The 13,371-nt window shown below is 70.0% G+C and carries 13 protein-coding genes and 1 riboswitch; of the genes, 10 read left to right on the plus strand and 3 right to left on the minus strand.

The features are described from left to right. Positions 1-12: 12 nt before the first annotated feature. Positions 13-159 (minus strand): hypothetical protein, encoded by a 147-nt coding sequence (locus tag LG391_RS02265; RefSeq protein ID WP_225765736.1) that lies wholly within the window; start codon positions 157-159, stop codon positions 13-15. Positions 160-281: 122 nt separating this feature from the next. Further along, positions 282-386, plus strand: a riboswitch (TPP riboswitch). Positions 387-437: 51 nt separating this feature from the next. Between LG391_RS02265 and thiB the strand changes: the two genes are divergently transcribed. The 3 genes from thiB to thiQ are packed head-to-tail and all read left to right on the plus strand — an operon-like array spanning position 438 to position 3,827. Then, complete coding sequence (gene thiB / locus LG391_RS02270) at positions 438-1,439, plus strand: thiamine ABC transporter substrate binding subunit (RefSeq protein ID WP_225765738.1); 1,002 nt, start codon at positions 438-440, stop codon at positions 1,437-1,439. A gap of 59 nt (positions 1,440-1,498) precedes the next feature. After that, positions 1,499-3,121 (plus strand): thiamine/thiamine pyrophosphate ABC transporter permease, encoded by a 1,623-nt coding sequence (thiP, locus tag LG391_RS02275; protein WP_225765741.1) that lies wholly within the window; start codon positions 1,499-1,501, stop codon positions 3,119-3,121. Continuing rightward, positions 3,102-3,827 carry a thiamine ABC transporter ATP-binding protein gene (thiQ, locus tag LG391_RS02280; protein WP_225765759.1) on the plus strand — a complete coding sequence of 242 codons (726 nt, stop codon included), beginning with the start codon at positions 3,102-3,104 and terminating at the stop codon, positions 3,825-3,827. Before thiP ends, thiQ begins: the two co-directional genes overlap by 20 nt. A gap of 1 nt (position 3,828) precedes the next feature. Here the strand turns inward: thiQ and LG391_RS02285 are convergent, their stop codons facing one another. Next, positions 3,829-5,214 carry a sodium:proton antiporter gene (locus LG391_RS02285; protein WP_225765761.1) on the minus strand — a complete coding sequence of 462 codons (1,386 nt, stop codon included), beginning with the start codon at positions 5,212-5,214 and terminating at the stop codon, positions 3,829-3,831. A 245-nt stretch (positions 5,215-5,459) separates the two neighbouring features. On the opposite strand from LG391_RS02285, the gene LG391_RS02290 reads away from it, so the two are divergent. The 7 genes from LG391_RS02290 (at position 5,460) to LG391_RS02320 (ending at position 12,025) form a co-directional block, all read left to right on the plus strand. Next, positions 5,460-6,254 (plus strand): carbon monoxide dehydrogenase subunit G, encoded by a 795-nt coding sequence (locus LG391_RS02290; protein WP_225765763.1) that lies wholly within the window; start codon positions 5,460-5,462, stop codon positions 6,252-6,254. A 148-nt stretch (positions 6,255-6,402) separates the two neighbouring features. Then, complete coding sequence (locus tag LG391_RS02295) at positions 6,403-6,894, plus strand: (2Fe-2S)-binding protein (RefSeq protein WP_225765764.1); 492 nt, start codon at positions 6,403-6,405, stop codon at positions 6,892-6,894. Between the two features lie 13 nt (positions 6,895-6,907). Further along, positions 6,908-9,271, plus strand: a complete 2,364-nt coding sequence (locus LG391_RS02300; protein WP_225765766.1) for a xanthine dehydrogenase family protein molybdopterin-binding subunit — start codon at positions 6,908-6,910, stop codon at positions 9,269-9,271. Between the two features lie 11 nt (positions 9,272-9,282). Further along, a complete protein-coding gene (locus LG391_RS02305) occupies positions 9,283-10,080 on the plus strand; it encodes a xanthine dehydrogenase family protein subunit M (RefSeq protein WP_225765768.1) in 798 nt (265 codons plus the stop codon). A gap of 132 nt (positions 10,081-10,212) precedes the next feature. Further along, positions 10,213-10,458, plus strand: coding sequence for a type II toxin-antitoxin system ParD family antitoxin (locus LG391_RS02310; RefSeq protein ID WP_225765770.1), 246 nt, complete (start codon positions 10,213-10,215; stop codon positions 10,456-10,458). After that, positions 10,445-10,765 (plus strand): type II toxin-antitoxin system RelE/ParE family toxin, encoded by a 321-nt coding sequence (locus LG391_RS02315; protein ID WP_225765772.1) that lies wholly within the window; start codon positions 10,445-10,447, stop codon positions 10,763-10,765. Before LG391_RS02310 ends, LG391_RS02315 begins: the two co-directional genes overlap by 14 nt. Before the next feature lie 51 nt (positions 10,766-10,816). Then, positions 10,817-12,025: an adenylate/guanylate cyclase domain-containing protein gene (locus LG391_RS02320; RefSeq protein ID WP_225765774.1), complete on the plus strand. Its 1,209-nt coding sequence runs from the start codon at positions 10,817-10,819 to the stop codon at positions 12,023-12,025. Between the two features lie 3 nt (positions 12,026-12,028). Here the strand turns inward: LG391_RS02320 and LG391_RS02325 are convergent, their stop codons facing one another. Further along, on the minus strand, positions 12,029-13,342 hold the full coding sequence (locus tag LG391_RS02325; RefSeq protein WP_225765777.1) for an aminotransferase class V-fold PLP-dependent enzyme: 1,314 nt from the start codon (positions 13,340-13,342) through the stop codon (positions 12,029-12,031). Between the last annotated feature and the right edge of the window lie 29 nt (positions 13,343-13,371).

The following is a 13,371-nucleotide window of genomic DNA, read 5'->3' on the forward strand; positions in this document are numbered from 1 at the left end:
AATTGCGGAATTTTACCGCGCCGTGAGATCGGTGTCATCAGGAGCATCATCTTCGACAAAAACGATCTCCGGCTCCGGCGCGGGATCGTCGATCTCCGGGAAGTCCTTGTTCAACGGCTTCATCGTCCTGAGCAGGGCCACAAGTCCGCACTCGTTCATGGGCTCCTCCCCGGCCATGCAGGAGACATGTGCCATCGGATGCCTTGCCGCAAGACCTCCAAATGGTCGCTCCAACCAAACGGGCCCGCGTTGACAGGGCGGTCGCTCGACCCGATGATGCGCGCGTCTTGCCGGGGTGCCCGAACGGGGGCTGAGAGGCGTGTCAGCGCCAACCCGACGAACCTGATCCGGGTCATGCCGGCGAAGGGAGAACGAGACGGCGCCTCAGGCATCGGCAGGTTCCCTTTCCGCCCGGCTGCGCCCCGCGGAGGAACAAGATGCGCCTGATTGCCGCCGTCCTGCTGACGGCCCTGACCTCCGCCGTCGCCGGGCCGGCCGCGGCCGAGACCCCGGTGCTCAAGGTTTACACCTATGAATCCTTCACCGCCGAATGGGGGCCGGGGCCGCAGGTGAAGAAGGCCTTCGAGGCCGAATGCGGCTGCACGGTCGAGTTCACCTCGGTCGAGGACGGCGTCGCCCTGCTGTCGCGGCTGAAGCTGGAGGGCAAGTCGACCCAGGCCGATGTCGTGCTGGGCTTCGACACCAACCTGACCGCCGAGGCGGCGGCGACCGGGCTGTTCGCGCCGCACGGCATGACGCTGGACGGTTTGTCGCTGCCGGTCGCCTGGACCGACCCGGTCTTCGTGCCCTTCGACTGGAGCTATTTCGCCTTCGTCTACGACAAGACGAAGGTGCCGAACCCGCCGAAGAGCCTGCACGACCTGGTCGAGAGCAGCGACCTTGAGCTGACCATCCAGGATCCGCGCACCAGCACGCCGGGCCTCGGCCTGCTGCTCTGGGTCAAGCAGGTCTATGGCGACAAGGCGCCGGAGGCCTGGGCGAAGCTGAAGCCGCGCATCCTCACCGTCACCCCGGGCTGGAGCGAGAGCTACGGCCTGTTCCGCAAGGGCGAGGTGCCGATGACCTTCAGCTACCTGACCTCGCCGCCCTATCACGTGATCGCCGAGAACGACGGCAATGTCGGCGCCGCGGTGTTCAGCGAGGGCAACTACCTGCAGGTCGAGGTCGCGGCCAAGCTCGCCTCCTCGAAGCATCCCGAACTGGCCGACAAATTCCTCGCCTTCATGCTGAGCCCGGCCTTCCAGGACCTGCTGCCGACGACGCAGTGGATGTACCCGGCGGTGACGCCGAAGGCCGGGCTGCCCGACGCCTACAAGGCGCTGCCGGCCCCGGCCAAGGCGCTGCTGTATCCGCCGGAGGAGGTCGCGGCCAACCGCGCCGCCTGGATCGCCGAATGGCTGCAGGCGACCAGCCGTTGAGCCAGCGTAGGTTGGATTCGCGGCACGCGAACCCAACATCCCGCGACGGCGCCGGCCTGTTGGGTTCGCCGTGGCGGACCCAACCTGCGGCGAATCGGATCGCATCGCTCCCCGGCCTCCTCGCGCTCCTCGCCATCCTGGCGCTGATCGCCACCGCGGCGACCGGCCTGATCCGCGCCGCCACCGAGTTCGACCTGCTGTCCGTCTGGGCCGATCCCTATCTCTGGTCGGTGCTGCGCTTCACGGCGCTGCAGGCCGGGCTGTCGGCGCTGATCAGCGTCGCCATCGCCATCCCGGTCGCCCGCGCCCTGTCGCGCCGCCGCTTTCCCGGCCGCACCCTGCTGCTGCGCCTGTTCGGCCTGCCGATGATCGTGCCGGCGGTGGCCGGCGCCTTCGGCATCCTGACGGTGTTCGGCCGCTCCGGCCTGCTCGCCGACCTGTTCGCGGCGCTGGGGCTGACCATCCGGCCGAACATCTACGGCCTGACCGGCATCCTGCTGGCCCACGTCTTCTTCAACATGCCCTTCGCCGTGCGCGTGCTGCTCTCGGCCTGGGGCACGATCCCGGCCGAGAGCTGGCGCCTGGCGTCGATGCTGGGGCTGCGCGGCGCCGACCTGTTCCGCCTGGTCGAATGGCCGATGCTGCGGCGCCAGCTGCCCGGCCTGACCGCCCTGATCTTCCTGCTGTGCTTCACCAGCTTCGCCGTGGTGCTGACGCTCGGCGGCGGCCCGGCCTCGGCCACCATCGAGATCGCGATCTACCAGGCGCTGCGCTTCGACTTCGACCCCGGCCGCGCCGTCGCCCTGTCGCTGCTGCAGGTCGCCCTCTGCGCGCTCCTGGTGCTGGCGGCGATGCGGCTGACCGGCCGGGTCGCCGACGAGGGCGGCGTCGGCCGGCCGGTGCTGCGCGGCGACGGCCGGACCGCGGCGGCCCGTGCGATCGATGCGACGGTGCTGGTCCTGGCCGCCGGCTTCGTGCTGCTGCCGCTGGTCGCGATCCTGGTCGAAGGCCTGGGCGGCATCGGCAAGCCGATCCTGTCCAGCCCCTCTTTGTGGCACGCCGCCGGGCGCAGCCTGGCCGTCGCCCTCGGCGCCGCCACGCTCGCCCTGGTGCTGGGCTGGGCGCTGGCGCACAGCATCGCCGTGCTGCGCATCGGCCGCCGGCGTCGGCGGCTGGCGCGGCTGTTCGAGCTGAGCGGCACCGTGGTGCTGGTGGTGCCGCCGCTGGCGCTCGGCGCCGGCCTGTTCGTCATGCTGCTCGGCACCGCCGACCTGCAGCGCTGGGCGCTGCCGATCGTCGCCATGGTCAACGCGCTGATGGCCCTGCCCTTCGTGCTGCGCCTGCTGGTCGGCGCCGCCGAGCTGGCGCAGCATCGCCACGGGCGGCTGGCCGACAGCCTGGGCCTGTCCGGCTGGGCCCGCCTTCGGCTGGTCGAATGGCCGCTGCTGCGCCGGCCCGCCGGCTTCGCCCTGGCGATCGCGGCCGGCCTGGCCTTCGGCGATCTCGGCGCCGCCGCGCTGTTCGGCGGCAACGGCAACGAGACGCTGCCGGTGCTGGTGGCGCAGCTGCTCGGCGCCTACCGCCTGCAGGAGGCGTCGACCGTCGTGCTGCTGCTGGTGCTGATGGGGCTGGCCCTGTTCGGCCTGATCGAAAGGATCTTCGGTGGCCACACGCGCGATTGAGATCGAGGGCCTGACCTATCGCTACGAGGCGATGGAGATGCGCTTCGATCTGACGGTCGAGGCCGGCGCCTTCGTCGTGCTGTTCGGGCCCAGCGGCGCCGGCAAGAGCACGCTGCTGAACCTGATCGCCGGCTTCGAGGCGCCGCTGTCCGGTTCGTTGCGGCTGCTCGGCCGCGACGCGCTGGGCCTGCCGCCGGCGGCGCGGCCGGTCACCACCCTGTTCCAGGACCACAACCTGTTCCCGCATCTCACGGCGGCGAAGAACGTGGCGCTGGGCTTGCATCCGGGCCGGCTGAGCCCGGCCGAGACGGCGCAGGTGACGGAAGCGCTGGCCCATGTCGACCTGCAAGGGCTGGAGGCGCGCCGGCCGGCCGAGCTGTCCGGCGGCGAACGCCAGCGCGTCGCCCTGGCCCGCAGCCTGGTGCGCGACCGCCCGATCCTGTTGCTGGACGAGCCCTTCGCCGCGCTGGGCCCGGCGCAGCGGCGCGAGATGGTCGGGCTGGTCGACCGGCTGCGGCGGGAGCGCGGCCTGACCGTGCTGATGGTCAGCCACCAGCTCGACGCCCTGCCCGGCATCGACGCGCAGGCCGCCTTCGTCGAGGACGGCCGCATCGCCGCCACCGGCCCGGCGACCGAGCTGCTGACCCGCCCGCCGCTGCCGGAGATCGCCGACTATCTCGGCTATGTCGGGCCTGCGGGCGAGTGACTTACGGCCCGGCGTAGAACACCAGCGACACCAGCACGAACAGCGGCAGCAGGATGCCGCAGGACCAGGCCATGTAGCCGAAGAAGCTGGGCATCTGCACGCCGCGCTCCTGCGCGATCGAGCGCACCATGAAGTTCGGCGCGTTGCCGATATAGGTGTTGGCGCCCATGAACACCGCGCCGGCCGAGATGGCGCCGAGCGTTGTCGCCCAGGCCCCCATCAGGTGCTGCGGGTCGGCGCCGGCCATGTTGAAGAAGACGAGATAGGTCGGGGCGTTGTCGAGGAAGCTGGACAGCGCGCCGGTCAGCCAGAAATAGGCCAGGTTGTTCGGGTCGCCGGCGCCGCCGACGAGGTCGACCAGGTCAGCCAGCGCCCCGTTCCGGCCGGCGCGCAGAATCGCGATCGCCGGCACGATGGTGACGAAGATCGCGGCGAACAGCTTGCCGACCTCGACGATCGGGAACCAGTTGAAGTCGTTCAGCCGCCGGCTCTCCCGGCTGGTCAGCACCCAGGACAGGCCGATGATCGCGAGCAGCAGCAGGTCGCGGACCAGATTCTCCAGCTGCACCGGCACGCGATAGACGACGAGAGCGACGCCCGGCTTCCAGACGCCGCTCAGCAGCACCGCGCCGACGACGCCGGCCAGCAGCAGCAGGTTGATCCCGCCTTCCAGGCCGAACGGCACGCGCGGTTCCGGCGGCACTTCGCGCAGCGCGTGCTCGCGCCGGAACAGCACGGTGTCGATGGCGAAATAGAGGGCCAGGAGGATCGCCGAGCAGACCAGCATCGGCAGCAGCAGGTGCTGCGTCGGCCAGAAGAACGACACCCCCTGCAGGAAGCCGAGGAACAGCGGCGGGTCGCCCAGCGGCGTCAGCGCCCCGCCGATATTGCCGACCAGGAAGATGAAGAACACCACGGTGTGCACGCGGAAGCGCCGGTTCTCGTTGGCGCGCAGCAGCGGCCGGATCAGCAGCATGCAGGCGCCGGTGGTGCCCATCCAGCTGGCGATCGCGGTGCCGATGGCGAGGATGCCGAGATTGACCGCCGGCGTGCCGACCAGCGTGCCCTTGACCCGTACCCCGCCGGCGACGACGAACAGCGACGCCAGCAGGATGATGAAGGGCAGGTACTCGGTCAGGGCGACGGCGATCACCTCGTACAGGGCGAGGTCGGCGCCATGGACCGCGGCGAAGGGCAGCAGGAAGGCCAGCCCCCAGAAGGCGGCGACCTTGCCGAAATGCCGGTGCCAGAAATGCGGCCGCACCAGCGGGAACAGCGCGATCGACAGCAGGATGCCGACGAAGGGGATGATCCAGGCCAGGCCGAGCTCCGACCCGTCCAGATGCGGCGCGCCGTCGGCGGCGGCCCGGGCCGGTGCGATCGACATGAAGGCTAGCGTTCCCGCCGCGGCTCCCAGGCAGCGGCGGACATGTCGAGACACCGGCATGAACATCCCTTCTGGCTTCGAAATTTTTGCCGGCGGAGTATGGCGGCGAAGACGGGAGCAGCCAACTTTTTCGGCCGGGCCGATGCGCGGTGGCCGGCACCTCGAAGGTAGGGTTGTCGCGGCCGGTGGCCCGCACTAGCTTCGACAGGACGGAGCCGACCGGCTCGAGACAAGGGAATCGCACCATGGAGATGACGGGCGAGCATCGGATCGCGGCGCCGCGGTCGGTGGTCTGGGAAGGGCTGAACGACCCCGAGGTGCTGCGCCGGTCGATTCCCGGCTGCGACAGCCTGGAGAAGACCTCGCCGACCGAGATGACGGCGACCGTCACCGCCAAGGTCGGGCCGGTCAAGGCCAGCTTCGGCGGCCAGGTCACCCTGTCCAACCTGAACCCGCCGGAGAGCTACACCATCTCCGGCGAGGGCAAGGGCGGCGCCGCCGGATTCGCCAAGGGCGGCGCCGACGTCAGGCTGGTCGAGGATGGCGACGGCACCCTGCTGCAATACGCCGTGAAGGCCAATATCGGCGGCAAGCTGGCGCAGCTCGGCGCGCGGCTGATCGACGGCACCGCCAAGAAGATGGCGGACGACTTCTTCGCCCGCTTCGCCGCCGAGATGGAGCAGCGCGCCGGCGCCGCCGCGCCCGCCCCTGCCCCGGCGGCCGAGCCCTTGGCGCCCGCGCCGGCCGAGGCAGCGCCGGCCGCGACCGAGATCCCGGTGCCGATTCCGGTCCCGGCCGAGACGGTGGTGACGCCGCCGAGCCCGGCCGAGGCGCCCAGCTTCGGCACCGCCGAGCCTGTCCCCGCGCCGCAGCCGGTGCCGGCCGCAGAGCCGGCGCCGAAGCCCGAACCCGCGGCCGCCGCCCCGCCCCGCCCCGCCCCGGCTCCCGCGCCCGAGGAGCGCCGCGGGGGCTTGAGTCCGGCAGTCTGGATCACGGCCCTGATCGTGATCGTGCTGGTGCTGCTGTACCTGTATTTGTAACGCAGGCGGAACCGTACCCTCGGCCGGCTTGACCGATCGTCGGACGAAACCTTAGCCTTCGCTCCGGGTGGCCTGATCGGGCACCGCAAGCGGCGTGCAACAGCCGCAGCCGGTGCCCGGCGGCCTGACGCCAGCTTGGGAGGATTCCATGACCACCACCGTGACCCTGACGGTGAACGGGAGGTCGGTGACGCGGCAGGTCGAACCGCGCACACTGCTCGTCCAGCTTCTGCGCGAACACCTGCAGCTGACCGGGACGCATGTCGGCTGCGACACCAGCCAGTGCGGCGCCTGCGTCGTCCATGTCGACGGCCGGTCGGTCAAGTCCTGCACCATGCTGGCCGTCCAGGCCGAGGGCAGCCAGGTGACCACGATCGAGGGCCTGGCCGCCGCCGACGGCACGCTGCACCCGATGCAGGAGGCCTTCCGCGAGAACCACGCCCTGCAATGCGGCTTCTGCACGCCCGGCATGGTGATGAGCGCGGTCGACCTGCTGCAGAACAACCCGAACCCGACCGAGCACGAGGTGCGTGACTGGCTGGAGGGCAACATCTGCCGCTGCACCGGCTACCACAACATCGTCAAGGCGGGTCTCGATTGCGCCGCCAAGTCCGGCGGCCAGCGCGTCGCGGCCGAATGAGGGGGGCGCGGTCATGGCACAAGACGGCATCGGCGCCCCGCTGCGCCGCAAGGAGGATTATCGTTTCCTGACCGGCAACGGTCACTATACCGACGACATCAACCGCCCCGGCCAGGCCTACGCCTATTTCCTGCGTTCGCCGGTGGCGCATGCCCGGATCCGCGGCATCGACACCAGCGCGGCCGAGGCGGCGCCCGGCGTCATCGCCGTGTTCACCGGCGAGGACCTGGCGAAGGACAAGGTCGGCGGGCTGATCTGCGGCTGGCTGGTCAAGTCGAAGAACGGCGAGCCGATGAAGGCCGGGCCGCACCCGGCTCTGGCCCAGGGCAAGGTCCGCTATGTCGGCGACCATGTCGCGGTGGTGATCGCCGAGACCAAGGACCAGGCCAAGGATGCGGCCGAGAAGATCAACGTCGACTACGAGGAGCTGCCGCCCGTCGTGCTGCCCGAGAAGGCCCGCGACGCCGGCGCCGCCCTGGTGCACGACGACATTCCGGCCAACACCGTCTACGAGTGGGAGTTGGGCAACAAGGCCGATGTCGAGGCCGCCTTCGCCCGCGCCGCCCATGTCACCAAGCTGGATCTGCAGAACAACCGGCTGATCCCGAACGCGATGGAGCCGCGGGCGGCGATCGGCGAATACGACCGCGGCTCGGACAGCTTCACCCTCTACACCACCAGCCAGAACCCGCATGTGGCGCGGCTGGTGCTGTCCGCCTTCATCGGCATCGCGCCGGAGCACAAGCTGCGGGTGATCGCGCCCGATGTCGGCGGCGGCTTCGGTTCGAAGATCTTCATCTATGCCGAGGAGACGGTCTGCGTCTGGGCGGCGAAGAAGGTCCGCCGGCCGGTGAAATGGACCGGCGAGCGCAGCGAGAGCTTCCTGGCCGACGCCCATGGCCGCGACCACGTCACCCATGCCGAGCTGGCGATGGACCAGGATGGCAAGTTCCTGGCCCTGCGCGTGCACACCACGGCCAATCTCGGCGCCTATCTCTCGACCTTCGCCAGCTGCGTGCCGACCTTCCTCTACGCGCCGCTGCTGTCGGGGCAATACGCCATCCCGGCGATCTATTGCGAGGTCGACGGGGTCTACACCAACACCGCGCCGGTCGACGCCTATCGCGGCGCCGGGCGGCCGGAGGCGACCTATGTCATCGAGCACATCGTCGAGCTGGCGGCGCGCGAGCTGAAGCTGGACCCGGCGGAGCTGCGGCGCCGCAACTTCGTCCAGCCGAACCAGTATCCGTACCAGACGCCGGTGATCATGACCTATGATTGCGGCGACTACCCGAAGGCGCTGGAGGAGGCGCTGAAGCTGGCCGACTACGCCGGCTTCCCGGCCCGCAAGGCCGAGAGCCAGAGCCGCGGCAAGCTGCGCGGCATCGGCTTCTCCAGCTACATCGAGGCTTGCGGCATCGCGCCGTCGGCCGCGGTCGGCTCGCTCGGCGCCGGCGTCGGCCTGTGGGAATCGGCGAAGATCCGGTTCAACCCGACCGGCAATGTCGCCGTCTTCACCGGCAGCCACAGCCACGGCCAGGGGCACGAGACCGCCTTCGCCCAGCTGCTGTCGAGCACTCTCGGCGTGCCGGCCGACCAGGTCGAGGTCGTGCACGGCGACACCGACAAGACGCCCTTCGGCATGGGCACCTACGGCTCGCGCTCGCTGGCCGTCGGCGGATCCGCCATCGTCAAGGCGGCGGAGAAGATCATCGCCAAGGGCAAGAAGATCGCGGCCCACCAGCTCGAGGCGGCTGAGGCCGACATCGAGTTCAAGGACGGAAAGTTCACCGTGGCCGGCACCGACCGGTCGAAGACGATCCAGGAGGTCGCCTTCGCCGCCTATGTGCCGCACAACTATCCCGCGGGGGTGGAGCCGGGGCTGGAAGAGAGCGCCTTCTACGACCCGATCAACTTCACCTTTCCGGCCGGCACCCAGATCTGCGAGGTCGAGATCGACCCGGAGACCGGTGTGGTCACCGTCGCCAACTACACGGCGGTGGACGATTTCGGCCGGGTGATCAACCCGATGATCGTCGAGGGCCAGGTGCATGGCGGCGTGGCGCAAGGCCTGGGCCAGGCGCTGCTGGAGAACTGCGCCTATGATCCGGAGACCGGGCAGCTCCTGACCGGCTCCTTCATGGACTACTGCATGCCGCGGGCCGACGACCTGCCCAGCTTCAAGGTCGGCATGATCGAGACCATCAACCCCTCCAACCCGCTCGGGGTGAAGGGCTGCGGCGAGGCCGGGGCGATCGCGGCGCCGGCGGCGCTGATGAACGCGATCACCGATGCGATCGGCCGCGACATGACCATGCCGGCGACGCCGGAGCGGGTGTGGCGGGCGATCCACACGCCCGCGATGGCGGCCGAGTGAGGAGATAGACCATGTATGCGTTCAATTACCAGAAGGCCTCCTCCGCGGCCGACGCGGTGGCCAAGCTGACCGCCGCCTCCGACGGGAAATTCCTGGCCGGCGGCATGACCTTGATCCCGACGCTGAAGCAGCGCCTGGCCTCGCCCTCCGACCTGGTCGACCTGGGCGGCGCGGCCGAGCTGAAGGGGATCAGGGAAGAGAATGGCGGCCTGACCATCGGCGCCATGACCACCCATGCCACGGTCGCGGCTTCCGACGTGGTGCGGCGGGTGATCCCCGCCCTCGCCGCCCTGGCCGGCGACATCGGCGACGCCCAGGTGCGCAACCGCGGCACCATCGGCGGCTCGGTCGCCAACAACGACCCCAGCGCCGACTACCCGGCGGCGGTACTGGCGCTCGGGGCGACGGTGCGCACGACCAAGCGCGAGATCGCGGCCGACGACTTCTTCCAAGGCCTGTTCACCACGGCGCTGGAGGAGGACGAGCTGATCACTGCGATCCACTTCCCGAAGCCGGAGAAGGCCGCCTACATCAAGTTCGACAACCCGGCCAGCCGCTACGCCATGGTCGGGGTGTTCGTGGCGAAGACGGCGGGCGGCATCCGCGTCGCGGTCACCGGCGCGGGGTCGGACGGGGGGTTCCGCTGGGCGGAGGCCGAGCAGGCGCTGTCCGGCAATTTCTCCGCCGCGGCGCTGGACGGGCTGTCGGTCGACCCCGCCGGCATGAACGGCGACATCCACGGCTCGGCCGAATACCGGGCCCATCTGGTCAAGGTGATGGCCAAGCGCGCGGTCCAGGCCGCCGGCTGACCTACCGCTCGCGATGGACGGCCTGTCTCCGGGAGACCGGGGACAGGCCGTTGTCGTCTCGGCATGACAGTCTTTGCCATGACACTTGGCAAAGACTGTCATATCATGGCCCGGCCACCGCAGGAGGGCGCCATGGCCACGATGAATGTTTCCCTGCCTGACACCTTGAAGGCTTGGGCGGAGAGGCAGGCTGAAGGCGGCCGCTACGGCAATGTTAGCGACTACGTCCGGGACCTGATCCGCAAGGACCAGGAGCGGACGGAAGCGATCGCCGCCTTGCAGGCTGCCATTACCGAGGGGGTCGAAAGCGGGGAACCCGAACCCTTCGACGCCGTGGCCTTCAAGCGTCGGATGCGACGACAGCATGCCGCCAAGTGAGGCAGACCGGTATCGCCTGACTCCGGCTGCCCTGACCGATCTCGACGATATCTGGCGGTATTCGGCCGAAACTTGGTCCGCCGCGCAGGCCGATCGCTATTTGGACGAACTCGTGCGTGTCTTCGAGATGATCGCTTCCGTGCCAACCCTGGCTCGGGAGCATCGCGAGTTCAATCCGCCGGTCCGCATCCATGCGTACCAAAGTCATCTGATCATCTACACGCACGCAGGTGACCACGTCGCCATTCTACGCCTGCTCGGCGGACGGCAGGACTGGCTTGCCATCCTGAAAGCGGCGGACATCTGAGAATCCTCTGCCCCCTTCCCGAAACCGCGACCACCGCGCATTCTCGGGACCATGCTCGACCCCGATGAGATCATCGGCTGGCTGCTCGGGCCGGCTCGCGCCCTGCCCTCGCCGGCCCCGCTGCTGCAGGCGCTGGCGGAGCGGCTGGTCCAGGCCGGCTATCCGCTGTGGCGGCTGACCTTCCTGCTGCCGCAGTTCCATCCGCTGATCGGCGCCGCCTCCTATGAATGGCGGCCGGCGCTGGGCCAGGTGCGCGAGATCCGGTTCGAGCGCGAGCGGGCGGACGGCCCGGGCTATCAGAACAGCCCGATGGGCCTGATGCACCGCAGCGGCCGGATGGTGCGCCGGCGGCTGGTCGGGCCGGAGGCCAATGTCGAATTCCCGCTGCTGCAGGAGCTGCGTGCCGAGGGTGCGGCGGACTATGTGCTGATGCCGATGCGCTTCGGCATCGACGAGCCGCGGACCAGCGGCTTCAGCATGGTCTCGGACCGTCCCGACGGCTTCTCGGCCGACCAGATCGCCCTGGTGCAGCGCATCCTGCCGGCGCTCGGCGCCGTCTGCGAGATCATGATCGACCGGCAGAAGATGGCCCATCTGCTCGAGACCTATGTCGGGCGCGAGGCCAGCCGGCGGATCCTGGAAGGCGAGGTGGTGCGCGGCGGCGCCCGGTCACTGGAGGCGGTGATCCTGTTCTGCGACATGCGCGGCTTCACCGCCCGGGCCGAGGCCACGCCGCGCGACGCGCTGCTGCAGCTGATGAACGAGTACTTCACCATCGTCGTCGGCGCGGTGCACGGCGCCGGCGGCGAGGTGCTGAAGTTCATGGGCGACGGCATCCTCGCCATCTTCCGCCTGGGCGACGGCGAAGCCGCGGAGGAGGCCTGCGCCCGCGGCCTGATCGGCGCGCTGGAAGCCTTCGCCGGCCTCGACGCCATGAACGACCGCCGCCGGGCCGAGGGGCTGGACGCGATCGACGCCGGCATTGCGCTGCATGTCGGCGAGGTGATCTTCGGCAATATCGGCGCGCCCGACCGGCTCGACTTCACCGTGGTCGGGCCGGAGGTGAACCGGGCGGCGCGGATCGAGCAGATGACCAAGCTGATCGGCCGCCGGATCCTCACGTCGTCCCGCTTCGCCGAGCTAAGCCCGGTCCGCCTCATCTCCGCCGGCACCCGCCGGCTGCGCGGGGTCGCTGAGCCGCAGGAGCTGTTCACCCCGGCCCCGGACCTGCGCGGCGAGACGATCCCGGACGCGGCGTAGCGACTATCCCGCCGTCGAGCCGGTCACCGCCGCCAGCGCCTTCACCAGCTTGTCCAAGTCCGCATCCTGCGTATAGAGGGCCGGCGTCACCCGGATGCAGTGGCCGGCCGCCACGCCGGCGCGCCGCACCGTCAGCACGCCATGGGTGTCGCGCAGCGCCGCCACGATCGCGTCGTTCGCCGCCTTGTCGGTCCGGCCCGCCAAGCGGAACGAGGTGATGGCACCGTAGCTGCCGGGCTCGTCCGGGGTCAGGATCTGCAGGTCCTTGAAGCCCCTGACCCGGGAGACCCAGTAATCCCGCAGATGGCGCAGCCGCGCCTGCTTCCGCGCGGCGCCGATCTCCTGGTGCAGCGCGATCGCCTGCGGCACGGCCAGCACGGCGGCGAAGTTCACCGTGCCGGTGTGGACGCGGGAGCGGATGTCGGCCTCCGGCCAATCCTCATCGCCCATGTCGCGGTCGATGTCGGCGATCCGCTCCTTACGGATGTAGAGGAAGCCCACACCGAGCGGCGCGCCGATCCATTTGTGCAGGTTGAAGCCGACGAAATCGGCGCCGAGGTCGGTCACCTGGAAATCCATCTGGCCCCAGGAATGGGCGGCATCGACGATCACGTCCACCCCGCGCGCCCTAGCCATGGCTGCGACTTCGGCGACCGGGATCACCAGCCCGGTGCGGTGGCTGAGATGGGTCAGCAGCAGCAGCCGCGCCTTGGGGTTGGCGGCGAGGACCTGGGCATAGGCGTCCAGCACGGCCTGGCGCGTCGCCGGCTCCGGCAGCGCGAACTTCACCACCTCGACGCCGCGCCGGGCCTTCAGCGCGTTCATCGCGTACTGCATCGAATCATAGTCGAGGTCGGAATAGATCACCGTGTCGCCCGGCCGCAGCCGGTTGTAGTTGCCGATCAGGAGCTGCAGCGCCTCGGTGGCGCCGCGGGTCAGGGCGATCTCCTCCGGCGCCGCGCCGACTGCGGCGGCGACGGCCTGGCGCACGGCCTCGAGGTCCGGGCCGGACCTGGCCCGGGCGTAGAAGGAATTGTCGCGGTTCACCATGTCGGTCAGGCGCTGGTATTCGCGGCGCACCGGCTCGGCCATGATGCCCCAGTAGCCGTTCTCGAGGTTGGTGATGTCGCCGGTCACCGCGTAGAGCTTGCGCACCTCGTCCCAATAGGCGGTGTTGCGGGCCAGATCGGCGGCGGTCCCTTCGGGCGCGGCCGGCGCCGCGGCGGCACCGGCGGCCCCGGCGCGGGTCAGCGCCGCCGCGGCGGCCAGGCCGCCCATCAGCGTGCGCCGGCGGATCGTGAAGCCAGTGTCGATCATCGGTCTCTCCCCTCTTCGAGCGCGCGGAA

It is taken from the genome of Inquilinus sp. Marseille-Q2685, assembly GCF_916619195.1.
GTDB lineage: Bacteria > Pseudomonadota > Alphaproteobacteria > DSM-16000 > Inquilinaceae > Inquilinus.